The following is a 24,287-nucleotide window of genomic DNA, read 5'->3' as shown; positions in this document are numbered from 1 at the left end:
TCGCCCGGTCGTGGAAAGCCCCGCCCGCGCCCCCGGCGCGGGCGGGGCGGCTTCAGTGCGCGCCGGGCGCCCCGGGCGCCGGCGCGAGCAGGTCGGTCGCCGTGCCCACCGCCGTCGCGTCGCGGCCCAGGCGCAGCCAGCGGGCGGCGGAGGCCCCCACGTCGGCGAGCGTGGCCAGGTCGGCGCCGCGCACCGCACCGGGCGGCCCGCCCGTGGCGGCCAGCACCGGCACCCACTCGCGGGTGTGGAAGGGGTGGCCGGCGGCGGGGTCGTTGCCGTGGTCGCCGGTGACCACCAGCAGGTCGTCCGGCCCCAGCCGCTCGGCGACGCCCGGCAGCGCGGCGTCGACCAACTCCAACTGGTCGGCGAACGCCTCGGCGTCGCGGGAGTGCCCGGCCAGGTCGGTCCGCTGCACGTTGGCCACCACCAGCCCCCGGCCCGCCAGTTCGCGCACCGACGCCAGGATGCGCTCGGTCTCCACCTCGAAGCGCCGCTCGACCTCCGCGTCGGTGCGCAGCAGGTCGGCGGCCTTGCCCACGAGCGCCACCGGGCGGCCTTGGGCCGCCGCCGCGCCGTGCAGTTGGCGGCGGTGGTCCACCTCGGCGCCCAGGTGCAGCACCCGCAGCCCGCCGTTGCGGTAGAACCCGCTGGCCGGGGTGTCCAGCCCGACCGTGCCGTCGGCGCCGGGGCGCACCGCCTCGGCGAGGGGGCCGTCGGAGTCGCCGCCCACGGCGATCACCCGCGCCACCGGCGCCACCGCGCGCACGGTGCGGGCGACGGCCACCACCTCCTCGAACGGCAGGTCGGCCAGCCGGCACGAGACGTTCCAGTTCAGCCCGGGGTCGGCCTCCAGGTTGTCGTGGACCAGCGCCGCGCCGTCCACCACCAGCACCGGGCCGCCCGCCAGCGGCTCCACCCGGTGCCCGGCCGCCTTCAGCGCGGCGGCGACCTCGGCCTGGGACTCCGCCAGCCGGCGCAGCACCACGTGGGACATGTCGGCGCCCATGAGGGTCTGGTGCCCGGCGAAGGAGTCCGCGCCGGGGTAGCCCAGCGCCGAGCGCGCGCCGGCGGCCCGCAGCAGCGGCACCGGCCGCGCCATCGCCCCGGCCAGGTCGGGGCGCACGGCCGCCAGCCCCAGTCCGGCGAGGTGGGGCACCCGCAGCGGGCGGCGGCGGTGCGCCAGCGACCAGCGCGCCACCGCGCCGAGGGTGTCGGCGGTGGCGTCGGCGGCCCGCAGCCGGGCGGCGTCGGGCAGCGCGCCCACGCCCAGGCCGTCCAGGACCAGCAGGGTGGCCGAGCGGCGCGCCGGGCCGGCGGGCGCACCGGCGGCGGGGCGCTGGGACGATTGAGCGCTCACGCGACCCGCCCGCCCAGCGCGTCGAAGACGCCGTCGAGCACGGGGCGGCCCGCGGCCACCCCCGACACCACGGCCACCCGGCTGCGCGTCACGAACACCTGGGTGCGGAACGCCATGACGGCGGTGTCGCCCACGCGCGCGCCCGCGCCCTCCTCCAGCCAGTCGAACCGCCGGTAGTAGTCGATGCTGGCGGCCGGCGCCGAGCGCAGCGCCGCGCGGCGCGGCCCGCCCGAGGTGGCGATCAGCGCCTCGCGCTCGTGGCCCCGGCTGTAGAACCCGCCGCCGAACACGCTGGGCGCCGACCCCAGTTGGGCGACCTCCGACACGTACACGATCGCGGGCCGCTCGGCGAGGTGGGGGTCCTCGGCGTGCTCGGGGGTGGTGCCGGTGAGGGCGTGGCCGGGTTCGCCGAAGGCGCCGCCCAGCGCGGCGATCCGGGGGATGGTGCTGACGCTGGTGTGGCTGGGCAGGGACAGCACCGGGTCGGCCACGCCCAGGTCGCGCAGCCGCTCGGCGGCGGCCCGCACCCGCTCCAGGGTGCCGGTGGGCCGGGGGCGGCCCGCCTCGGGGTCGAAGCTGATGCAGGGGAAACCGGTGGCGCCGGCGACCTCCACCCCGCCCAGGCGCGCGGCGCGCTCCACCGCCTCGGCCAGGCCGTCGGCCTCGAACCCGCCGTCCTGGCCGGGGAACGTGGTCTCGGGCGCGCCGCGTACCCGCAGCAGCACCCGCTGGCGGCGCCCCAGCGCGGCGGCGGTCTCGGCCACCGCCGCCAGGTTTTCCACGTCGAACACGGTCACATAGGCGGGCTCGTGCGCCAGGACGCGGGGGAGCAGCCGGCGGGGGACCTGCACCAGGTGCCCGGCGTTGCCCAGCCGGGCACCTGCGGCCGCCACCGCCTCGGCCTCGCGGTGGTCGATGGCGGCGGCCAACGGCAGGTGGCGGGCCACCGTGGCGGTCACCAGCGGGTTGCGGCCGTACTGCTTGGCGACGAACCACAGGCCCACGCCGTGCTCGGCGCCGGCCGCCGCCAGGGCGGCGGCGTTGTGCTCGACCGTGTCGCGGTCCACCACGTAGGTGTCGGGCTCGATCGCGCCGGATCGGTGCAGCGCCACCGCGGCCTCGATCAGGGCGGGGTTGCGGCGCTCGGTCATCTGCAGGAACATCAGGCGCCCCCCTCGGCCAGCGCCGCGCGCAGGATCGACGCGGTCAGCGGCGCGCCGGCCCGCATGGGGTTGATCCGTACCGCCCAGGAGCGCAGCTCGGGCTGGGCGGCCAGCGCCGCCGAGGACAGCCGGTAGACCAGCGGGGTGATTTCGAAGCGGGAGTTGGAGCCCACCGGGTAGGGCACGGCGCCGTGGCGGGCCGCCCACGCGGGCACGTGCTCGGCCACCGGGCGCTCCAGCAGCGCCACCACGCACAGGTCCTGGGCGTTGGCCAGGCGGGCGTCCACGATCCCGGGCACCCCGCCCGCCGCCAGCAGGTCGCGCAGCTCCACGGCCGCGCGCGCCTGGGCGGCCCAGTTCAGCGGCACCATGACCAGCGCCTGGAGCGCCGCCAGCGCCTGGTGCCCCTGCACCTGGCCGCCGCCGGAGTAGTTGGCTGCGCGGGCGCGCGCCACCACCTCGGCGTCGCCCAGCACCACGCCCACGCCCTCGGGGCCGTGCAGCTTGAACAGGGAGAACGCCGACACGTCGGCGCCCAGCTCCACCCCGGTGCGGGGCGTGCGGAACACCGCGTAGTTGTCGTCCACGACCACCCGGCGCCCGGCGGCGCGGGCCGCGGCCACCACCTCGGCGGGGCTGTGCCGGTCGGCCAGCCGCTGGCGGGTGTGCTGGACGTAGACCCAGCGGGCGGGGTCGCCGGCCAGGGCGGCGGCCAGCGCGGCGGGGTCCTCGTAGTCCACCCGCACCACCTCGGCCGCGCCGTCGCGGAAGGTGGTGGCGGTCGTGGAGTAGTCGGGGGCGTCGTGGGCGATGATCCGGCGGGTGCCCTCGGCCCACGGCCCCGCCGACAGCGCGGCGCGGATCGCGCCGGTGCCGGCGCCCTGCACCAGGCAGGCGTCGGGCGCGCCGAAGGCGTCGGCCAGCGCCGCCTCGACCCGACGGGTGGTGTCGGGGCGGCCGGTGCCGGGCACCACCCCGGCGTCGGCGCGGAACTGCTCCGCGCCGGGCAGGTGCGCGGCGACCGCCGCGACCAGGCGCTGCTGCGCCCGCTCGGCGTCGGCCGCCGTGGCGATGGGCAGGGGCGCGGTGGCGGGCAGCTCGGGCCGCCCGCCCTCCCTGGCGGTCATGACTCCTCCGTTCCGGTCAGCCACCGCAGCGCGTTGGCGCGGTAGAGCAGGTCGAGGGTGGGCTCGTCCACGCCGCGCTCGGCCAGCGCGCGGCGGAAGGTGCCCAGCACGTGGCCGAACCCCTGCCCGCCGTGCGCGGCCAGGTAGGCGTCGCGCGAGATGTCGTTGCTGAGCAGGATCCGGCGGGCGTGCCCGGCCTCCAGCAGGTCCAGCAGCGCCGCCAGGCGGTCGGCGTCGGAGCGGTAGGACGCCTTGCCGACGGTGTCGAAGGCGACGTAGGCCCCGGCCTCGGCGAGCGCGCGGTGCTGGCGGGTGTCGGCGGACAGGTCCTGGTGGCCCAGCGAGATCCGGTGCGGGGGCAGCCCGGCGCCGGTGAGCAGGTCCAACTGCTCCAGGGCGCCCTGCCCCAGGTGGGCGTGGGTGGCCACCGACAGGCCGGTGGCCGCGGCGGCGCGCCCGGCGGCCACCAGCCCGGTGCGCTCGGCCGGCGTGGCGGCGGGGCCGTGGCTGCCGACCTCGCCGATCACGCCGGGCCGCACGCCGGTGCCGGCCACGCCCTCCTCGATCTCGGCGACGAGCAGGTCGGCGGCGCGCTCCACCGAGCCGCCGGGCTCACCGCCGGGGTGGAACCGCTCGTAGTACCACCCGGTGGCCACGACCACCGGCACGCCGGAGCGCTCGGCGATGGAGCGCACGGCCCGCACGTCGCGGCCCATGCCCCGGCAGGTGAGGTCCACCACCAGGCCCAGGCCGTGCCGCTCGCGGGCCGCGCGCAGTTCGGCGACCACGGCGGCGTCGTCGGTGACGGCCGCGGCGGCGTCGGTGGGGGTGCGCAGGTCGATCCGCAGGTGCTCGTGGGCCAGGACGGCGCCGGCGACCTCGGCCGGCGCCATCCGGTGCCCCGTGACGGTGCGGATCATGCGGCCGGGGTGAACAGGCCGACGAGGTGGAGCAGGTTGAGCACGATCCCGGCGGCGATGACCGCCGTGGGGCCGGCGGCCATGCGCACCACGGGCCGCCCCAGCGCCTCGTTGAACAGGTACAGCCCGCCGACCAGGGCGATGCCCAGGCCGTCGCCCATCGCCAGGCCGGCCATGAGCGAGCCCACCAGGATCGCCAGGCCCAGTGACTCGGTGATGGCGTTGCGGATGTGGTCGGCGGCGTCGCGGATGCTGGGCCGCCGCTGGAGCCACCGGCCCAGCGCGCTGAGCAGGTAGACCTCCGCCGCCATCACCAGGGCGCCCAGCACGAACGCGACGCCCATGGCCAGCGGCCAGGAGTCCACGAACACGTGCACCAGGTAGCCCACCGGGTAGACGAACGTGAACCCGGCCATGGCGTAGGCGCCCGAGGCCAGCGCGGTGGTGGCGATCAGCGGCACGAACCCGAACGCCCGCAGGAAGTCCACCTGGGCGGCCTCGGTGTAGGAGCCGTCGGCCACCAGGAAGCTGGTGGCCTCGCCGCCGCCGAACACCCCGCTCGCGGCGAGCGCGGCCACCAGGCCGCCCAGCACCGCCAGCCAGGGCGCGTTGCGGCGCAGCCGGTCGGCGCTGGGGCCGAACAGTTGGTCGGAGGCCGCGGCGGTGGCCGCCTGCTGCTCCTCGTGGGCGCGGCGCTCCTCCTCGGTCTTGGCGGCCAGTTCGGCGGCCTCGGCCCGCTTGGCGGCGCGGTCGCGCAGCACCGCGAACACCAGCAGCAGGACGACGCCCAGCGCCATGGCGGCCGACCCGGGGAACAGGTCGGGCCACAGCCGCATGGAGGCCACGATGACCGCGACCTCGGCGGCCAGGGCCACGAGGCCCTTGGTGCGGCCGAACTGGCGGGTGATCGCCAGCACCGGGAAGATCGCGAACAGCCACAGGATGGGTGTGGAGATCTCCTGGAGCGCGCTGATGAAGTCCACCGGCATCGCGGTGGCCACCCGGTTGGCGGCGTCCAGCCCGAAGACGCAGACCGCGCCCCACAGCGCGCCCGCGCCGGCGGCCAGCCAGCGCCACGGCGCCAGCAGCCCCAGGATCTCCACGGGCAGGAACACCAGCCACGGGTTGAGTACCCCGGTGGACAGCGCCATGGGCGCGCCCAGCCCGAAGATGAACCCGGCGGACAGCCCGAAGACGATGGTGGCGGTGGCCGGGCGGGTGGAGCGGCCCTGGATGTAGTCGAGCATGAAGGGCCGCGCGCCGTCGTTGAAGACGGCCAGCGCGGCGTTGGCGATGAGCGCCGCGAAGGCGCACAGCACGATGACGAGGCCGGCCTGCCAGGGCTCGAAGGCGACGCCGGCGGAGGTGGTGGCTGCGGAGGCGGCGGTGACGGTGGTCGCGAGGTCCATGGGTCAGCCCTGGCGCTTGGCGTCGAGCGCGGCCCACAGCAGCGGCACCACGTCCTGGACCTGGTCCAGCGCGAACCCGAAGGCGACCTTGCCGGCGTCCACGGCGGCGCGCACGTCGGCCTCGGAGGGCACCCGGCGGCCGAAGGTGTGGATGCGGTCCGAGCCCAGCAGGCCCACCAGCACGCCCAGGCTGGCGCCGGCGCCGGTGTGGCAGGTGCCCAGGTAGTAGTCGACGGCGCCGGTGCGCAGCAGCGCGGCGGCGTCCATGTCGGTGCCCACCTGGACGGTGTCGCCCTCCCGCAGGAGCGGGCGCAGCGTGTCGGCGACCTCGGTCTTGGCGACTCCGCCGGCGATGAACTTCATGGCTTCTCCTTTGGCGAGGTGAGGGCGAGCGTGCCCAGGTGGAGGCTGAGGTAGCGCTGCTCGGCGGCCGACAGCCGCACGCCCAGCGCGGTCTCGGCGCGGCCGGCCAGGGCGGCGGCCGCGGCGGGCGCGCCGGGCACCGCCTCGACCACCTCCCGGTAGACCGCCTCGGACGGCGGGTCCACGTCGGGTTCGCCGCCGAGCGCCCGGGTGAGGGCGGCCACGAGGTGGGCGGTCAGGGTGCCCGCCGTCTCCTCGGTGACGCGGTGGCCGGCCTCCAGGCGGGCCAGTTCGGCGGCGACGAAGTCCACGACGCCCGGCGGCGTGCCGGGCAGGCCGCGGACGAGGTCGAGCCGCTGGAGCAGGGCCGGGTCCATCGCGAGCGCTCCTGTCTGTCCGGTGGGTCGGGACGGGTGGGTCTGGTGGGGCGGGTGGGACTGGTGAGACGGACGGGACTCGGGGGTCGGGTCGGGCCGGTGGGTCCGTTCGGGGCCGGCGGGTCGGGTCTAGTAGGTCGGGATCCGCGTGCCCGCCACGACCTCGGCGGCCGCGGCCATGACCACGTCGGCGGCGAGCGCCTCCCGCACCGCCACGGGGGCGGGGTCGGCGCCGCGGCGGGCCACGACGACGGCGGAGGTGGTGGCCGCGTCGTCCACGCCGTCCAGCGGGTGGACGGTGATGGGCGCGGCGATGTGGGCGTCGATCTCGTCGACGTTCCACACGGTGGCGTCCACCAGGCCGTCGGCGAAGTGGCGGCCGAGCTGGTTGTAGGACACCTCCACCCGGCGCTCGGGCGCCAGGTCGGGGAACCGCAGGGCGGTCAGCTCGCGCTGGTCGGCCGAGGAGGGGTCCACGGCCAGGCGCAGGGCGGGGTCGTCGGGGTCGTGGCCCTGGGCCACCACCAGGCCGTGGGCGCCCACATAGGTCTGGGGGCCGAAGTCGCGCACGACCTCCAGTTCGGGGTCGGCGCGGGCGGCGAACCCCGACATCACCGCGAAGTCGGCGCGCCCCTGGCGGACCGCCCGGGCGCGGTTGGCCGAGCCGCGCACGAACATCAGCGTGCACGGCAGGCCCAGGTGCTCGAAGGCGGCGTGCAGGCCGGTGGCCAGGCCCTCGTAGCGGCGGGTGTAGGGCAGGGGCATCGCGATGGGGATGGACCCGCTGCCGGCCAGCTCCCAGACCAGCCGGTGGTCGATGGCCGCGATGAAGGTGCCCAGCTTGCCGCGCGAGCGGATCTCGACCGCGCCGGCCTCCTCCAGCAGTGCCAGGGCCGCCTGGACGGTGCCCTTGCCGACGCCGTGGCGCTCGCTCAGCTCCTGGGCCGTGGGCATGCGGTCGCCCGTGGACGCCGAGGTCAGCTCGGCGGCCATGCGGTGGGCGACCGCTCCGGCCTTGGACATCAGCACCTGCATACGGGACATGCGGAGCAATATATTCAATATTCTGGATATTGGATATAGGTTCACGAAGACGACTTGGCAAAGTTCACCGGATCGTGCCCGCGGCGACCGCCGGATCCGCGTGGGGCGGGGGGTACGGGTGAGTATTGTCGGGATCATCCCGCCGCAGGGCGGGGCGTCCGGCTCCCCGGCGCCGCCGCCACCGCGGCGGCCACCATGGCATCGCCGCCGATCACGGTCCTGGAGTCGTTGATGAGCACCCCCTTCTTCCCCCCGGCCGACGAGCCCCGCGAGGCTCCCGCCTCCCTCGACCTGTCCGTGCCGCACTCCGCGCGGGTGTGGAACTACTGGCTGGGCGGCAAGGACAACTACGCCGCCGACCGGGCCGCCGGCGACGACGTGCTCAAGCGCCTGCCCGACATCGCCGACGGCGCCCGCGCTGAGCGCGCCTTCCTCGTCCGGGTCATCCACCACCTGGTGCGCGAGGCCGGCATCCGCCAGTTCCTGGACATCGGCACCGGCCTGCCCACCATGAACAACACCCACGAGGTCGCCCAGGAGCTGGCGCCGGAGTCGCGGGTGGTCTACGTCGACAACGACCCGCTGGTGATGGTGCACGCCCGCGCGCTGCTGACCAGCAGCCCCGAGGGCGCCACCAACTACATCGAGGCCGACCTGCGCGAGCCCGAGGCCATCCTGGAGGCCGCCCGCCAGACCCTCGACTTCAGCCGCCCGGTGGGGCTGATGCTGCTGGGCGTGGTCAACCACCTGGTCGACACCGAGCAGTCCTACGCGGTCGTGCGGCGCCTGGTCGAGGAACTGGCGCCGGGCAGCCACCTGGTGCTGACCCACTCCACCGCCGAGATCCACGGCGAGCCGATGCTGGAGGTCATGCGCGAGATGAACGAGCGCGGCGGCACCCCCATCATCGCCCGCACCCGCAAGGAGATCGAGGGTTACTTCGCGGGCACCGAACTGCTGGAGCCGGGCGTGGTCTCGTGCTCCCGGTGGCGCCCGGAGGCCACGGCCGTGGGCAACCCGCCGGAGGTGTACCTGTTCGGGGGCGTGGGCCGGGTCGCGTAGCGGAGGCGCCGTCCGGCCGACCGCCCCGAGGGACGGTCGGCGGCGGCCCGGTGGCCGCCGGCCCGCGCCGCCCGCCCCGCCCGGCTCAGTGGTGCTGCTCGCTCAGGTCGAACCCCCGGGGCACCAGGGCGAACACCGCCCCCGCGGCCGCGAGCATGACCAGGCCGCCGATCAACCCGGTCTGGGCCAGGGAGTCGGAGAACGCCTCCTGCGCGTGCGCCGCCAGTTCGACCACCCCCGTGCGCTCGGCGATCTCCTGCGCGGCGGCCAGCGACTCCCGGGCCGCGTCGGCCTCCCCGGCCGACAGGCCCAGCCCGGCGGTGTCGAGGTGGCCCCGGTAGACCGCCGCCGCCACGCTGCCCAGGATCGCCACGCCCAGCAGGTTGCTCAGGTCGTAGGCGGTCTCCTCGATGGCGGCGGCGTTGCCCGCCCGGGCCGGGGGCGTGCCCGTCATGATGATGGCCGAGGCGATGGCCAGCGACCCGGTGCCCGCGCCGATCAGCGCCAGGGCGACCAGCACCGCCGGATAGGTCAGCTCGCCGGGGGTGAGGTAGAGCGACAGGAAGCCCACCCCCGACACGGCCAGCCCGCCCGCCAGGACCGTCCGCGCCCCCACGCGGCGCGCCAGCGGCGAGGCCGCCAGCGAGGCGGCGCCCGCGCTCACGGCCATCGGCACCAGGTAGACCCCCGCCCACAGCGGCGTCAGCCCCTGCACCAGTTGCAACCACTGGGCGACCAGGAGCAGCAGCGCGGCCTCGGCGAACATCGCCGCCAGCGCCGCCAGCACCCCGGCGGTGAACGGGCGCCGGGTGAACAGCCGGATGTCCAGCAGGGGGTCGGGGCGGCGCAGGCAGCGCAGCACGAACCAGGTCAGCAGGGCCAGGGCGGCGGCCAGCACGCCCAGGGCCACCAAGTCGCCCGGACCCTCCTTGGCCAGGCGCTTGATCGCCCACACCAGGGCGGCCATGCCCGCGATCGACTGCGCGGTGCCCACCGCGTCCCAGCGTCCGGGGGCGGGGTCGCGCGTCTCGGGGAGGACCAGGAGGCCGGCCACCAGCGCGGCGAGCATCAGCGGCACGTTGAGCAGGAAGGCGGCGTGCCAACTGAAGTGCTCCAGCAGGAACCCGCCGACGACGGGGCCCACCACCAGCCCCAGTGAGGAGGTCGCCGCCCACACGCCCAGCGCGGTGGCGCGCTCGCGCGGGTCGGTGAACACCGAGCGGATCATCGACAGCGTGGTGGGCATGATCATGGCCCCGCCGGCGCCCAGCAGGGCGCGCACCGCGATGACGGCCGCCGGGGTGTCGGCGGCCAGGACCAGCAGCGAGGCGCCGCCGAAGACCGCGAACCCCAGGAGCAGCAGCAGGCGGCGGCCCCAGCGGTCGGCCAGGGCGCTCATGGAGACCAGCAGCCCGGCCAGCACCAGGGAGTAGACGTCCACGATCCACAACTGCTGGTCGGCGGTGGGCCGCAGGTCGGCCGTGAGGTCGGGCAGCGCCACGTTGAGGACCGTGTAGTCCATGACGACCACCAGCAGGCTGGCCGAGAGCACGGCCAGGCAGGCCCAGCGGCGGGCCCGGGACACGGCGGGGGCCGCGGGGTCCGCCGGACGCCGGATGCTCATGTCACTCTCGCTTCTCGTGCTCGTGGTGCGGGTCGTGCGTGTCGTGCCCGCCGCGCGCCTCGGGCTTTTCGGGCTTCTCGGGCGCGGTGCGGGGTGAGCGGGGTGAGGGGAAGAAGGGCGCGACGGCGTGGCGCAGGGCCGCGCGGTCCAGCGGCTCGTCGTGGAGCACCGCGTGCACGGTGGCCCCGTCGAGGAAGACCGCGATGGCGCGCGCGGACGCGGGATCGGTGTGCGCCGAGAGGATGTCCACGAGGTCGTCGAACCAGCTCAGCGCCAGCGGACGCAGCGCGGGGTCGCGGGCTCCGGCGACGTAGAGGGCCATGTCGGCGTGGACCTGGGCGGTGTCGCACAGGTACTCGTGCAGTTGGCCGATCAGCGCGTCGGGGTCGGGGTCGGCGTCCAGGGTGCGCCGGATGTCGGCCAGTTCCTCGTCCTGCCGGCGGGCGAGGAGCCGCAGCGCCTCGGTGCTCAACTCCTCCAGGGACGAGAAGTAGTAGGTGGTCGCCCCCAGCGGCACCCCCGCCCGCGCGGCCACCCGCCGGTGCGTGAGGTCGACGGCGCCCTGTTCGGCGATCAGTTCCGCCGCCGCCTCGACAATGGCCCGCCTCCGCCCCGAGGGGTCCCGCCGCGCCCGCTTGCCGGGGGGTTCACCCGCTCCGGCGGCGTGGTCGGATCCAGCGGCGCTCGCGGATCCGGTGTGGTCGGTGGAGTCCACGTGCCTCACCTCCTTGTGTACAAATGTACAAGTACAAAAGTAAAAGTACGTTTGTACACAATATGAGCCTGCTCACGGTGCTGTCCTGACATCCGAACGCGGACGCACCGCGGGCACGCCCGGTCCAGGGCGCCCCCTCGCTTGGGCGCCCGGCCATTGACCCGTCCCGGTGTCCGCCCGGGGGCGTACTCCCGGCGGCTGACGCGGCGCCTGTTCCGGCGCGAGGACCAGCCCTGCGGGCGACGCGGCGCCGGGGGCGGCGCGGCCAGGATCGAAGAGCGGCTGCGGGACCGCCTCGGGACAGCCCCGGTCTCCTTGGAACCCCTCCGGGGCGACGGCCCGTCGCCGTCGCGGTTCCCGGCCGCCGGCCGCCGGACCGCGGTCACCGTCCCGCCGGCGCCGCTCCATCGGCCCTGCCCCGCCGACCGGCCCGGCCGCTCCGCCCCGACCACACCGATCCGTCCGCCGCCCCGGACCCCGCGTCCCCGGGCGGCCCGTCCGCCAGGCGCTCGCGCGCCGGGAGGGAAACCCCGTGCCCATCACCGCACCCGACCGCACCGAAGGACCCGGCGGCCCGCCCGCGCGGGCCGCCGTCACCGCCCGCGACCTGGTCAAGGTCTACGGCACCGGCGACGCCGCCGTCACGGCGCTCAACGGGGTCTCGCTGGACTTCGCCTCGGGCACCTTCACCGCGATCATGGGTCCTTCAGGGTCGGGCAAGTCCACGCTGATGCACTGCCTGGCCGGCCTCGACACCGTCACCTCCGGGTCGGTGCTGCTCGGCGGCACCGAACTCGCCGGACTCGGCGACACCCGGCTGACCCTGCTGCGCCGCGAACGCGTCGGCTTCGTCTTCCAGGCGTTCAACCTGCTGCCCACGCTCACCGCCGCGCAGAACATCACGCTGCCGCTAGACATCGCCGGCGGCCGCCGCGCCCTCGACCCGGCCTGGCGCGACCGCGTCGTCGACACCCTCGGCCTGCGCGACCGCCTGCGGCACCGCCCCAGCCAGTTGTCGGGCGGCCAGCAGCAGCGGGTGGCCTGCGCCCGCGCGCTCATCACCCGCCCCGACGTGGTGTTCGCCGACGAGCCGACCGGCAACCTCGACTCCCGCTCGGGCGCGGAGGTGCTGTCGTTCCTGCGCATGAGCGTCCACGAGCTGGGCCAGACGGTCGTCATGGTCACCCACGACGCCGCCGCGGCCTCCTACGCCGACCGCGTGGTGTTCCTGCGCGACGGCGAACCGGTGGAGGACATGCCCGAGCCGACCGTCGAGCGGGTCCTCGAGGCCCTCAAGACCCTGGAGGGGTGAGGCGACCGTGCTGGGTGTCACACTCGCCGGCCTGCGCGCCCACAAGGGCCGCCTGCTGCTGTCGTCGCTGGCCGTGGTGCTGGCCACCGCGTTCGTCGCCGGCACGCTCGTGTTCACCGACGCGATGCGCACCGCGCTCTTCGGCGCGTTCGCCGAGGACCTGGGCGAGGCCGACGCCGTGGTCGCCGCGCCCGGCGGCGCCGACGTCCCCCCGGACGTGCTGGCCGCCGTCCGGGCGGTGGACGGCGTCGCCCACGCCGAGCGCCGCGCCACCTGGAGCGCCGCGCTGCGCTCCCAGGACCGGTTCGAGCCGGCGACGGTGGTCACCGTCCCCGCCGACCCCGCGCTGGGGTGGCCGCGCGTCACCGAGGGCGGCCTGCCCGACCGCCCCGGCGAGGCGGTCCTCGACCGGCGCACCGCCCAGCGGAGCGGCATCGCCCTCGGCGACACCGTAAGCGTCCCGCGCGGCTGGACGGGCTCCCGTGAGACCGCGCGCGAGTCGGTGGACCTGCGCGTGGTGGGCCTGGTCGACGTCGGCACCTCCCCGCAGTACTCCGGCGTGCCGCTCGTCGGCGTGACGGCCGACCAGTTGCGTGAGCTGACCGACGACCCCGAGCCCGCCACCGTCCTGGTCGTGGGGGCCGAAGGCGTCCCCGGGCCGCGACTCGCCCAGGCGATCGACACCGCCGTGGACGGTCCCTACGAGGTCCGCACGGCCGAGGAGCACGCCTCGGCGGAGGTCGCCTCGGGCGGGCTGGCCGACGGCGCCACGGGCGCGCTGCTCGCCTTCGCGGGCATCGGCCTGTTCGTGGCCGCCCTCGTGATCGCCAACACCTTCAGCATCCTGCTCGTCCAGCGCACCCGCGAGATGGCGCTGCTGCGCTGCGTGGGGGCCACCCGCGCGCAGGTGTTCCGCTCCGTGCTGGCGGAGTCGGCCGTGCTGGGCCTGGCGGGCTCCGCGGCCGGCGTGGCGGTCGGCTACGGGCTCGCCTGGGCGGTGGGCGCCGCCCTGGACGCCGCGTTCGCGGGGTTCCCCTTCGGGGCGGTCCGGCTCTCCGCCCTCGCCGTGCTGGCGCCCGTGGCCGTGGGCCTGGCCGTCACCGTGGGCGCCGCGCTGGCGCCGGCGCGCGCCGCCACCCGCATCCCGCCGGTGGCGGCCCTGCGCGACCAGGCCGCCCCCACCCGCCGGTCCGGCCGGGTGCGCCTGGCCCTCGCGGCGGCGGCGCTGGCCGCCGGCTGCGCCGGCATGGCGGCGGGCACCCTGGTGCTGACCGACACGCCGGCGTTCCTGGCCGCGTTCTTCGGCGGCGCGGCGGCGTTCGCGGGCGTGCTGCTCGCCGGCCCGGTGCTGATCCCGCCGCTGCTCCGCCTGGCGGGCGCCGGCCCGGCCCGCCTGCTGGGCACCCCCGGGCGGATCGCGGCGGTCAACGCCGTGCGCAACCCGCGACGGGCCACCGCCACCACCGCCGCGCTGCTGGTGGGCGTGACGCTGATGACCGTGATGAGCGTGGGCGCGGCGTCCCTGCGGTCCACGGTCGAGGCGCAGATGGCCGCGCAGTTCCCCGTGGACTACATGGTCCGCTCCCAGCAGGCCGACATCCCGCCGGGGATGGCCGAGGACATCGCCGCGATCCCCGGCATCACCGACGTCGCCGTGGTCCACGGGGCGGCGGCGCGCGCGGGCGGGGAGGAGGTCTGGGTCAGCGGCGTCGACCCGCGCGAACTCGCCGAGGTGACCTCCCAGCTCCCCGAACTCACCCAGGTCCGCGGCGGTGAGGCGGTGGTCTCCCAGAGCCTGTCCCGGCGCACCGGCGCGGGCCCCGGCGACCCGCTGCGCCTGGACGGCGCCGGAGCGGGCACCGCCGAGCTGACCGTGGGCGCCGTCCTGTCCGGCGAGGGCGCGGAGGCCGCCTACGTCACGCGCGGTGACCTGGAGCGCCACTTCCCCGACGCGGCCGTCGCCGGGGTGTTCGCCCGGGCCGCGCCCGACGCCGACCTCGTCCGGGTGGGCGCCGCCCTCGACCGGGCCACAGCCGGCGCCTCCGTCACGGTCACCGGGACCGCCCAGACCGAGGCCGTCTACACCGAGGTCCTCGACACCGTGCTGCTCGTCGTCAACGGGCTGCTCACCGTGGCCGTGCTCATCGCCGTCGTGGGCATCGCCAACACCCTGGCGCTGTCGGTGATCGAGCGCACCCGCGAGTCGGCGCTGCTGCGCGCGCTGGGCCTGACCCGCCGGCAGTTGCGGGCCACCCTCGCGGTGGAGGCGGTGCTGCTGTCCACCGTCGGCGCCGTGCTGGGCGTGGTGCTGGGCACCGTGTTCGGCTGGGTGGGGCTGAGGTCGATGCTGGGCGCGTCCTTCGGGGTGGTCCTGGACGTGCCGGCCGCCCAGTTGGCCGGGCTCGTCGGGGGCGCGGTGCTGGCCGGGCTGCTGGCCTCGGTCCTGCCCGCGCGGCGCGCCGCCCGCGCCTCCGTGGTGGCCGCACTCGCCGACGAGTAGGGGAGCGGCGCGCGGGCGGAGGCAGGCGCCCGGCCTCCGCCCGCTTCCACCCCTCCTCCACCCCGGTTCCGGCCTCGCCGCCCGCCGCCGCCCGCCGCCGCGCGCACCCGCGCGGCGGCGGGCGGCTCAGGTCCGGGGCACCTCCACCAGGCCGGTCCGGTAGGCCAGCACCACCGCCTGGATCCGGTCGCGCAGCCCGAGCTTGAGCAGGATCCGCCGCACGTGGGTCTTGACGGTGGCCTCGGAGACGCACAGCCGCGCCGCGATCTCGCCGTTGGACAGCCCTTCGGCGACCACGGCCAGCACCTCGCGCTCGCGGGGGGTCAGCGCGTCGAGGGCCGGGGGCGGCGCGGCGGGCCGGCCGGTGTCCTCGGCGGTCAGCCGCCCGGCGAAGCGGTTGAGCAGCCGCCGCGTGGTGCTGGGCGCCACCACCGCGTCGCCGGAGTGGACCGCGCGGATGGCCGACAGCAGGTCGGTGGGGCGGGCGTCCTTGAGCAGGAACCCGCTCGCCCCGGCCTCCAGCGCCGCGAAGGCGTACTCGTCCAGGTCGAAGGTGGTCAGGATGAGCACGCGCGGGCCGCCGCCGGCGGCCCGGACCCGGCGGGTCAGCTCCACCCCGTCCAGGCGGGGCATGCGCACGTCCACGAGCGCGACGTCGGCCCGCACCCGCCGCAGCACCTCCAGCGCGGCGGCGCCGTCGCCGGCCTCGCCGACCACCCGGATGTCGGGCTGGGCGTTGAGGACCATGCGGAAGCCCGCACGGACCAGCTCCTGGTCGTCGACCAGGACCACGCGCACGGGCTCGGCCCGGGGCTCGGGGTCCGCCTGGGCTTGGGCTTCGGCCCCGGCCGGGGGCCCGGCCGCGCCGTCCTGGGGTGTCTCCACGGGTGTGCTCCTCCTCAGCTTCCCCGGACCGGTTCCCCCGGATCCACCGGCTCCCCGGGCCGCAGCGGCAGCGCCGCCACCACCTCGTACCCGCCGCCCGCGCACGGCCCCGCCCGGACCGAGCCGCCGCAGGCGGCCACTCGCTCGCGCATGCCGATCAGGCCGTGGCCCGACCCGTCCCCGCCGCCGTCGCCGTCGCCGGCCCGCGCCGACGCGGCGCCGCGCCCGTCGTCGGTGACGCGCACCTCCACGGTGTCGGCGCCGTAGCGCAGCCGCACCCGGGCGCCGCCCACCGCCGGACCGGCGTGCTTGAGGGTGTTGGTCAGCGCCTCCTGCACCACCCGGTAGACCGCGAGCCCCACCCCGGCGGGCACCTCGCGCGTCTGACCCTCCACGGTGAACTCCACGGGGAGCCCCGCGCGGCGAACCTGCTCGACCAGGTGATCCAGACGCTCCACGCCGGGCCGGGGCGTGTAGTCCCCGTCGTGGTCGTCCTCGCGCAGCAGCCCGAGTATCCCGCGCAGCTCGGCCAGCGCCGACCGCCCGGTCTCGGCGACGGTCTCCATGGCGCCCCGGGCCAGGTCGGGGTCGTCGGCCACGGCGTAGGCGGCGCCGTCCGCCTGCACCACCATCACGCTGACGTTGTGGGCCACCACGTCGTGCAGCTCGCGGGCGATGCGCGCCCGCTCCCGGGCGACGGCGGCCTGGGCGCGGGCGTCGCGCTCGCGCTCCAGGGACTCGGCGCGCTCCTCCAGCCCGGCGAGGTAGCCGCGCCGGACGCTGGCGTAGCGGCCGGTGACCCAGCACAGCAGCACCAGGAAGGTGTAGAAGGCGAGGGCGCTCCAGTCGCTCTCGTCGCGCCACGTGGTGTGGGGGGACCGCGCGATCACCACGACCACACCCAGTTCCACCACCGCCAGCGCGGCCAGCGCGCGGCCCAGCCGGCAGTGCGCCGCCACGGTGTACATGGCGGCGAGGACGGCGGCGTCGGCCAGGAGGAGGTCCAGGCCCAGCGCGAGCTGGGCCGCCGCCACGGCGGCCACGGCCGCGAACACGCCCACCGGGAAGCGCCGCCGCAGCACCAGGGGCAGCAGCAGCGCCAGCGTAAAGCCCAGATCCGCCGACACGGGTAGGGGGTCGCCGGTGTCGGCGGCGGAGAGGACGCCCACCACGCACACCAGCAGGACCGGTGCCACCAAGGCGGCGTCGACGAGTGTCACGTGCTGCCGAGACCAGATCCGGACCCTGCCGAACATTCCGCGATTCTAGCCGCGCCGCCGATGACCGCGCCGCGCGCGGCCGCCGCCGCCCGGTGCGTAGATACGCCGTCGGCCCGCTTGACCGGCCTCGATAGGGCGCGCGGCGCGGGCAGTGGGTGCGGTGGGAGTGGTGCGCGCGGGCCCGCGTAGGCTCGGCGGCGCCGTCCCTTCGGGTGCCGCGCGCATCGGCCCGGCCCGGCGCGGACGGCGGCCGCCACCGCGTTCGGGAAGGGGAGGGCAGGACGCCCATGAGGCAATGGCTGCTGCTGGCGGCGGCGATCGGACTGGAGGTCAGCGCCACGCTCGCCCTGCGCGGCGCCCTGGACCACCCGGCTCTCTACGCCTGGGTCGCTCTCGGCTATATCGGCTCGTTCGCCGCCCTGGGGCTGGTGCTGCGCGCCGGCATGGGGATCGGCGTCGCCTACGGCATCTGGGGCGCCAGCGGGGTGGCGCTGACCGCCGTCCTGGCCACGGCGCTCTTCGGCGACCCGCTGACGGTGGTGATGGGCGTGGGCATCGCCCTGGTCATCGGCGGGGTGCTGTGCGTCGAGCTCGGCGCCCAGGCCGCCGCGCGGCGGCAGCGCGACGGGGCCGCCTCATGACCTGGCTCTACCTGGCGGGCGCGATCCTCACCGAGGTCGCGGCCACCCTCTCGCTGCGGATGGCCGCGCAGCCGGGCGCGGCCAAGGCGTGGTGGGCCGGGGTCGGCACGGGCTACGTCGCCGCCTTCGGATTCCTCACCCTGGCGCTGAGCGGGGGACTGGCCCTGGGCGTGGCCTACGGCATCTGGGCGGCGGTGGGCGTGGCGTTGACCGCGCTGGCCTCCCGGGTGCTGTTCAAGGAGCCGCTGACCAAGGTGATGCTGCTGGGCATCGTCCTCATCGCCGCCGGCGTGCTCTGCATCGAACTGGGCGCGAGCCACTGACACCCGGGGCGTGCGGCGACATCCGGCGGCCGGTCTCCGGCCCGGCAGCGCCCCCGACGCGGCTGCCCGCCCGACGACACCCGGCGGCCGGTCTTCGACGACGCCCGGCCGCCACCTCCCGACCCGGCGGCGCGCCCGCCGCTCCAGCCGGCGTTCCCGCCCGCTCGCGGGCCGGGCCAACCGCCGTCGCGCGCGGGTGGCCGCCCGGCCGCCGCCGGTGCCGCGCGGCGATCCAAGCGCGGTCAAGGCGGCCCGACCGGCGCGGCCGGCCGTCACTCCCCGTAGGTGCGCCCCGCGTGCCCGCGCTCCCGCGCCCCCGGCCGACCCGTCCCTGCGGCCGCCTCCGCTCCCGGCCCGCCGTCACGAAGAGTGACGGCCGGGCCGGGCGGCGCCCACGCCCGCGCGCCCCCGCCGCACCCGAGCCCGGCATCTCCACCGGTCGCCGTTCGCTACACTCGGCCCGGTTAACCGCCCGCCGCTGAAGCGGATCGCCAGGTCGGGAGTCGACCGGCCGGGCGCGGGGTTCTAAGGAGGGGGCTCGGTCGGGTGTTCCGTCGTATCGCCATCGTCAACCGTGGTGAGGCCGCGATGCGGCTCATCAACGCTGTCCGCGAACTGTCCGCGGAGGCGGGCCGGCCGATCGAGACCGTGGCCCTGCACACCGACGTCGACCGCACCGCCACCTTCGTGCGCGAGGCCGACATCGCCTACGACCTCGGCCCCGCCTCGGCGCGCCCCTACCTCGACCTCGCCGTGCTGGAGCGCGCCCTGGTCGAGACCGGGGCCGACGCCGCGTGGGTGGGCTGGGGCTTCGTCGCCGAGGACCCCGCCTTCGCCGAGCTGTGTGAGCGCGTCGGGGTGACCTTCGTCGGCCCCAGCGCCGATGCCATGCGCCGCCTGGGCGACAAGATCGGCGCCAAGCTGCTGGCCGAGGAGGTCGGCGTGCCCGTCGCGCCGTGGAGCCGCGGCGCCGTGGAGACCCTCGACGCCGCCCTCGCCGCGGCCGCCGAGGTCGGCTACCCGCTGATGCTCAAGGCCACCGCCGGCGGCGGCGGGCGCGGCATCCGCGTCATCACCGGCGAGGCCGAACTCGTCGACGCCTTCGAGCGCACCAGCCAGGAGGCCGCCCGCGCCTTCGGCAGCGGCGTCATGTTCCTGGAGCGCCTGGTCACCGGCGCCCGCCACGTCGAGGTCCAGGTCATCGCCGACGGCCAGGGCACCGCGTGGGCGCTGGGCGTGCGCGACTGCTCGGTGCAGCGGCGCAACCAGAAGATCATCGAGGAGTCGGCCTCGCCGGTCCTCACCCCCGAGCAGGCGGCCGACCTCAAGACCTCGGCCGAGCGGCTGGCCGTCGCGGTGGGCTACCGCGGCGCCGCCACCGTGGAGTTCCTCTACCACCCCGGCGAGAAGATGTTCGCGTTCCTGGAGGTCAACACCCGCCTCCAGGTCGAGCACCCCATCACCGAGTCCACCACCGGCTTCGACCTGGTCAAGGCGCAGTTGCACGTGGCCTCCGGCGGCCGGCTGGAGGGCGCCCCGCCCGCCGAGCGCGGCCACGCCGTCGAGGCCCGCCTCAACGCCGAGGACCCCGACCGCGACTTCGCGCCCTCGCCCGGGCGCATCGCCCGCCTGGACCTCCCCGTGGGGCCGGGCATCCGCGTGGACACCGGTGTCAGCGAGGGCGACACCATCCCCACCGAGTTCGACTCCATGATCGCCAAGATCATCGCCTACGGCCGCGACCGCGACGAGGCGCTGGGCCGGCTGCGCCGCGCCATGGCCCAGACCACGGTGATCATCGAGGGCGGCGCCACCAACAAGAACTTCGTGCTGGACCTGCTCGACCAGCCCGAGGTGATCGACGCCAGCGCCGACACCGGCTGGATCGACCGCGTGCGCGGCGAGGGCCGCCTGGTCACCCACCGCCACTCCGCCGTCGCGCTGGCCGCCGCCGCCATCGAGGCCTACGAGGAGGAGGAGCGCGTCGAGCGGCAGCGGCTGCTGTCCACCGCCTTCGGCGGGCGCCCGCAGGTGCAGCACAAGAGCGGCCGGCCGCTGGACCTCAAGCTGCACGGGGTGGGCCACCGCGTGCGCGTGGCCCGCGTGGGCGCGCACCGCTTCCGCGTCGGCGTCGAGGCGGGCGCCGACGTCCGCACGGCCGACGTCGAACTGGAGCGCTTCGACCGGCACACCGGCCGCATCACCGTCAACGGCGCCCGCTACCGCCTGGTCACCGGCACCCACGGCCCCATCCACCGCATCGAGGTCGACGGGGTGGTCCACCGCGTCAGCCGCGACGAGGGCGGCGTGCTGCGCGCCCCCGCGCCCGCGCTGGTCGTCGCCGCCCCGCTGGAGGCCGGCGCCGAGGTCGAGGCCGGCGCACCGGTGCTGGTGCTGGAGAGCATGAAGATGGAGACGGTGCTGCGGGCACCGGTCAAGGCCCGGCTCAAGGAGTACTCCGTCTCCGTGGGCAGCCAGGTCGAGACCGGCGCGCCGCTGCTGCGCCTGGAGCCCCTCACCGACACCGAGGACACCGCCGACGGCCCCGCCGTCGAACTCGACCTGCCCGCCGAACCCGACACCGTCCCGGTGGCCGAGCGCCTGGCGCGCGGCCGCGAGGACCTGCGCGCCCTGCTGCTGGGCTTCGACGTCGACCCCCACGACGACCGCCGGGTGGTCGACGGCTACCTGGCCGTGCGCCGCGCCGCCGCCGCCGAGGGACACCGCCCGCTGGCCGCCGAACTCGACCTGGTCGGGGTCTTCGCCGACCTCGCCGAACTGAGCCGCAACCGCCCGGCCGGCGAGGACGACGGCGACGTCCACGTGCACAGCGCCCGCGAGTACTTCCACACCTACCTCCAGAGCCTCGACGTGGAGCGGGCCGGGCTGCCCCAGGGCTTCCAGGCCAAGCTCGCCAAGGCGCTGGGCCACTACGGCGTCACCGACCTGGAGCGCGGCCCCGACCTGGAGTCGGCGGTGTTCCGGATCTTCCTCGCCCAGCAGCGCGCCTCCGCCGACGCCGCCGTCGTCACGGCGCTGCTGCGCGCCTGGCTGGGCGACCCCCCGCCCGAGGAGGCGCTGCGCGAGCCCGTCGGCCTGGCCCTGGAGCGGCTGGTGGCCGCCACCCAGGTCCGCTTCCCGGTGGTCGCCGACCTCGCGCGCGGCCTGGTGTTCTCCTGGTTCGCCCAGCCGCTGCTGCGCCGCAACCGCGCCCGCGTCTACGCCGACGTGCGCCGCCACCTGCGCTACCTCGACACCAACCCCGAGGCGCCCGACCGCGCCGAGCGGGTCGCCGCCATGGTGCGCAGCACCGAGCCGCTGGTGCGGCTGCTGGGCCAGCGGCTGGTCCGCCACGGCCTGCACGACCCGGTGATGCTGGAGGTCCTGACCCGCCGCTACTACGGCAACAAGGGCCTCACCGACGTCCACACCCGCCAGGCCGCCGGCTGCACGTTCGTCGTCGCCCGGCGCGGCGGCTCCTGCCTGGCCTCCTCGGCGGCGTCCTTCGAGGCGCTGGGCAGCGCCCTGCGCGGGCTGGCCGAGGTCGCCGGCGGCGAGGACGCCGTGGACGCCGACATCTACCTCGCCTGGGAGAACCAGCCCGAGGACTCCGACGCCATGGCCGCCGCCCTGCACGAGGCCATCAGCGCCCACCCGCTGCCCGAGCAGGTCCGCCGGGTCACCGCCACCGTCGCCGGCCGCGCCGGCGCGGTGATGCACCACCACTTCACCTTCCGCCCCTCCACCACCGGCATGACCGAGGAGCGGCTGATCCGCGGGCTGCACCCCTACATCGCGCAGCGCATGCAGATCGAGCGGCTGAGCAAGTTCGACCTCACCCGGCTGCCGTCCTCCGACGAGGAGGTCTACCTCTTCCAGGCGGTGGCCCGGGAGAACCCCTCCGACGACCGCCTGGTGGCGTTCGCGCAGGTCCGCGACCTCACCGAGCTGCGCGAGCAGGACGGCCGGCTGGTGGCGCTGCCCACCGCCGAGGACACCGTCGCCGCCTGCCTGGACTCCATCCGGCGCGCCCAGGCGCGGCGCCCCTCCAAGAAGCGCCTGCCCACCAACCGGATCGTGGTCTACGTCTGGCCGCCGATCGACATCACCCGGGCCGAGCTGAACCGGATCGCGCGGCGGGTGCTGCCCACCACGGCCGGCGCCGGCCTGGAGGAGATCCTGTTCATCGCCCGCCAGCGCGACCGCCGCACCGGCGAGCTGGCCAAGGTCGCGGTGCGCGCCACCTTCCACGCCAACGGCGGCACCGAGCTGACCATCGGCGAGCCCGACACCGCGCCGGTGGAGCCGATCGACGGCTACCGGCAGAAGGTGCTGCGCGCCGCCGGCCGCAACACCGTCTACCCCTACGAGCTGACCGGCCTGCTCGGCGACTTCACCGAGTACGACCTCGACGGCGACCACCGCCTGGTGCCGGTGGACCGCCCCAAGGGCGGCAACACCGCCGCCATGGTGGCGGGGGTGGTCACCACGCCGACCCGCCGCCACCCCGAGGGCGTCACCCGCGTGGTGCTGCTGGGCGACCCCACCAAGGCGCTGGGCGCGCTGTCGGAGCCCGAGTGCCGCCGGGTGATCGCCGCGCTGGACCTGGCCGAGAGCATGGGCGTGCCGCTGGAGTGGTACGCGCTGTCGGCCGGCGCCCGCATCTCCATGGAGTCGGGCACCGAGAACATGGACTGGGTGGCCGCCGCGCTCAAGCGCATCGTGGAGTTCACCCAGGACGGCGGCGAGATCAACATCGTGGTCGCGGGCATCAACGTCGGCGCCCAGCCGTACTGGAACGCCGAGGCCACGATGCTCATGCACACCAAGGGCGTCCTGGTCATGACCCCCGACTCGGCGATGGTGCTCACCGGCAAGCAGTCGCTGGACTTCTCCGGCGGGGTGTCGGCCGAGGACAACTTCGGCATCGGCGGCTACGACCGGGTGATGGGCCCCAACGGCCAGGCCCAGTACTGGGCGCCCACCCTGCCGGCCGCGCGCGACGTGCTGATGGCGCACTACGACCACACCTACGTGGTGCCCGGGGAGTCCGGGCCGCGCCGGGCCGCCACCACCGACCCCCTCGACCGCGACGTCTCCGACTTCCCGCACACGCTGGAGGGCAGCGACTTCACCACGGTCGGCGAGATCTTCTCGGCCGAGACCAACCCCGACCGCAAGAAGCCCTTCGACATCCGCACGGTCATGCGCGCGCTGTCCGACCAGGACCACCCGGTGCTGGAGCGCTGGGCGGGCATGGCCGACGCCGAGACCGCGGCGGTGCAAGACGTCCACCTGGGCGGGATCCCGGTGTGCCTGGTGGGCATCGAGTCGCGGTCGGTGCCCCGGCGCGGCTTCCCGCCCACCGACGGCCCCGACACCTACACCGCCGGCACGCTGTTCCCGCGCTCGTCCAAGAAGGTCGCCCGCGCGATCAACGCGGCCAGCGGCAACCGGCCGCTGGTGGTGCTGGCCAACCTGTCGGGCTTCGACGGCTCGCCGGAGTCGATGCGCAAGCTCCAACTGGAGTACGGCGCCGAGATCGGCCGGGCGATCGTGAACTTCCGCGGCCCCATCGTGTTCTGCGTGATCTCGCGCTACCACGGCGGCGCTTTCGTGGTGTTCTCCAAGGCGCTGAACCCCGACATGACCGTGCTGGCGCTGGAGGGCTCCTTCGCCTCGGTGCTGGGCGGCGCCCCCGCCGCGGCGGTGGTGTTCTCCGCCGACGTCAACGCCCGCACCGCCGCCGACCCGCGCGTGCGCGAGCTGGAGGGCCGCGTGGCGGCGGCGACCGGCACCGACAAGGCGGCGCTGGCGGCGGAGCTGGAGGAGCTGCGCTCGGCGGTGCGCGCCGAGAAGCTGGGCGAGGTCGCGGCCGAGTTCGACGGGGTGCACAACATCCGGCGCGCCGTGGAGGTCGGCTCGGTGGACGCGGTCATCAGCGCCGCCGAGATGCGCCCGCGCATCATCGAGGCGATCGAGGCCAAGCTGGGCTGACCCGCGACACCCGCCGCGCGGCCCCCCTGACCCGTCCGGGTCGGGGGGCCGCGCGCGTGCGCGGCGCGCGCCGGGTCCGGGCGGGGGCGGCGGGAGAGGGGCCGGGGAAGGCGCGGGTTCGGCGGGGACGGGCCGGCGGCGGCGCGGGGTTGACCTTCACATCAGTGTGAAGGCATAGCCTCACCAGCGGAAAGGGACGTCCGCGCACGTCCGGCCGGGGTCGGCCGCGACCGCCCCCGGCGGGGTGC

Annotated in this window: 18 protein-coding genes; 6 read left to right on the top strand and 12 right to left on the bottom strand. The window is 76.3% G+C overall.

Going from position 1 to position 24,287, the window contains the following annotated elements; all coding sequences use genetic code 11:
- Positions 1-52 precede the first annotated feature (52 nt).
- From LG943_RS06035 to yhfZ, 8 genes are all read right to left on the bottom strand, one after another.
- Positions 53-1,357: a phosphopentomutase gene (locus LG943_RS06035; protein WP_270071180.1), complete on the bottom strand. Its 1,305-nt coding sequence runs from the start codon at positions 1,355-1,357 to the stop codon at positions 53-55.
- On the bottom strand, positions 1,354-2,520 hold the full coding sequence (locus LG943_RS06030; protein WP_270071179.1) for an alanine racemase: 1,167 nt from the start codon (positions 2,518-2,520) through the stop codon (positions 1,354-1,356). The genes LG943_RS06035 and LG943_RS06030 overlap by 4 nt, the downstream gene beginning before the upstream one ends.
- Positions 2,520-3,647 carry an aminotransferase class V-fold PLP-dependent enzyme gene (locus LG943_RS06025; RefSeq protein ID WP_270071178.1) on the bottom strand — a complete coding sequence of 376 codons (1,128 nt, stop codon included), beginning with the start codon at positions 3,645-3,647 and terminating at the stop codon, positions 2,520-2,522. The genes LG943_RS06030 and LG943_RS06025 overlap by 1 nt, the downstream gene beginning before the upstream one ends.
- Positions 3,644-4,567: a phosphotriesterase family protein gene (locus LG943_RS06020; RefSeq protein ID WP_270071177.1), complete on the bottom strand. Its 924-nt coding sequence runs from the start codon at positions 4,565-4,567 to the stop codon at positions 3,644-3,646. Before LG943_RS06020 ends, LG943_RS06025 begins: the two co-directional genes overlap by 4 nt.
- Positions 4,564-5,976 carry a YhfT family protein gene (locus LG943_RS06015; RefSeq protein ID WP_270071176.1) on the bottom strand — a complete coding sequence of 471 codons (1,413 nt, stop codon included), beginning with the start codon at positions 5,974-5,976 and terminating at the stop codon, positions 4,564-4,566. Before LG943_RS06015 ends, LG943_RS06020 begins: the two co-directional genes overlap by 4 nt.
- Before the next feature lie 3 nt (positions 5,977-5,979).
- Positions 5,980-6,339 (bottom strand): DUF2620 family protein, encoded by a 360-nt coding sequence (locus LG943_RS06010; protein WP_270071175.1) that lies wholly within the window; start codon positions 6,337-6,339, stop codon positions 5,980-5,982.
- Entirely contained in the window at positions 6,336-6,716 is a 381-nt protein-coding gene (locus LG943_RS06005; protein ID WP_270071174.1) for a hypothetical protein, read from the bottom strand. Before LG943_RS06005 ends, LG943_RS06010 begins: the two co-directional genes overlap by 4 nt.
- Before the next feature lie 129 nt (positions 6,717-6,845).
- Positions 6,846-7,760 (bottom strand): GntR family transcriptional regulator YhfZ, encoded by a 915-nt coding sequence (yhfZ, locus tag LG943_RS06000; protein ID WP_270071173.1) that lies wholly within the window; start codon positions 7,758-7,760, stop codon positions 6,846-6,848.
- 231 nt (positions 7,761-7,991) lie between these two features.
- Here yhfZ and LG943_RS05995 point away from each other — a divergent pair, with 231 nt between their 5' ends.
- Complete coding sequence (locus LG943_RS05995; protein WP_270071234.1) at positions 7,992-8,822, top strand: SAM-dependent methyltransferase; 831 nt, start codon at positions 7,992-7,994, stop codon at positions 8,820-8,822.
- A gap of 85 nt (positions 8,823-8,907) precedes the next feature.
- On the opposite strand, the gene LG943_RS05990 is transcribed toward LG943_RS05995, so the two are convergent.
- Positions 8,908-10,446 (bottom strand): MFS transporter, encoded by a 1,539-nt coding sequence (locus LG943_RS05990; protein ID WP_270071172.1) that lies wholly within the window; start codon positions 10,444-10,446, stop codon positions 8,908-8,910.
- A gap of 1 nt (position 10,447) precedes the next feature.
- Complete coding sequence (locus tag LG943_RS05985; protein ID WP_270071171.1) at positions 10,448-11,161, bottom strand: TetR/AcrR family transcriptional regulator; 714 nt, start codon at positions 11,159-11,161, stop codon at positions 10,448-10,450.
- 532 nt (positions 11,162-11,693) lie between these two features.
- On the opposite strand from LG943_RS05985, the gene LG943_RS05980 reads away from it, so the two are divergent.
- Entirely contained in the window at positions 11,694-12,473 is a 780-nt protein-coding gene (locus LG943_RS05980) for an ABC transporter ATP-binding protein (protein WP_408648552.1), read from the top strand.
- 7 nt (positions 12,474-12,480) lie between these two features.
- Positions 12,481-14,973 carry an ABC transporter permease gene (locus tag LG943_RS05975; protein ID WP_270071170.1) on the top strand — a complete coding sequence of 831 codons (2,493 nt, stop codon included), beginning with the start codon at positions 12,481-12,483 and terminating at the stop codon, positions 14,971-14,973.
- 126 nt (positions 14,974-15,099) lie between these two features.
- On the opposite strand, the gene LG943_RS05970 is transcribed toward LG943_RS05975, so the two are convergent.
- Entirely contained in the window at positions 15,100-15,771 is a 672-nt protein-coding gene (locus LG943_RS05970; RefSeq protein ID WP_270071232.1) for a response regulator, read from the bottom strand.
- Positions 15,772-15,872: 101 nt separating this feature from the next.
- Positions 15,873-17,114 carry a sensor histidine kinase gene (locus LG943_RS05965; protein ID WP_270071169.1) on the bottom strand — a complete coding sequence of 414 codons (1,242 nt, stop codon included), beginning with the start codon at positions 17,112-17,114 and terminating at the stop codon, positions 15,873-15,875.
- A 251-nt stretch (positions 17,115-17,365) separates the two neighbouring features.
- Here LG943_RS05965 and LG943_RS05960 point away from each other — a divergent pair, with 251 nt between their 5' ends.
- From LG943_RS05960 to LG943_RS05950, 3 genes are all read left to right on the top strand, one after another.
- Positions 17,366-17,719 (top strand): DMT family transporter, encoded by a 354-nt coding sequence (locus LG943_RS05960; RefSeq protein WP_270071168.1) that lies wholly within the window; start codon positions 17,366-17,368, stop codon positions 17,717-17,719.
- Positions 17,716-18,042 (top strand): DMT family transporter, encoded by a 327-nt coding sequence (locus LG943_RS05955; RefSeq protein WP_270071167.1) that lies wholly within the window; start codon positions 17,716-17,718, stop codon positions 18,040-18,042. Before LG943_RS05960 ends, LG943_RS05955 begins: the two co-directional genes overlap by 4 nt.
- Positions 18,043-18,588: 546 nt before the next feature.
- A complete protein-coding gene (locus tag LG943_RS05950; RefSeq protein WP_270071166.1) occupies positions 18,589-24,039 on the top strand; it encodes an ATP-binding protein in 5,451 nt (1,816 codons plus the stop codon).
- The last annotated feature ends 248 nt before the right edge of the window (positions 24,040-24,287 follow it).

It is taken from the genome of Streptomonospora mangrovi (genome assembly GCF_027604915.1).
Lineage (GTDB): Bacteria > Actinomycetota > Actinomycetes > Streptosporangiales > Streptosporangiaceae > Streptomonospora > Streptomonospora mangrovi.
Note: the sequence above shows the minus strand (reverse complement) of the source record. Positions and strands in the feature narration are given on the sequence as shown.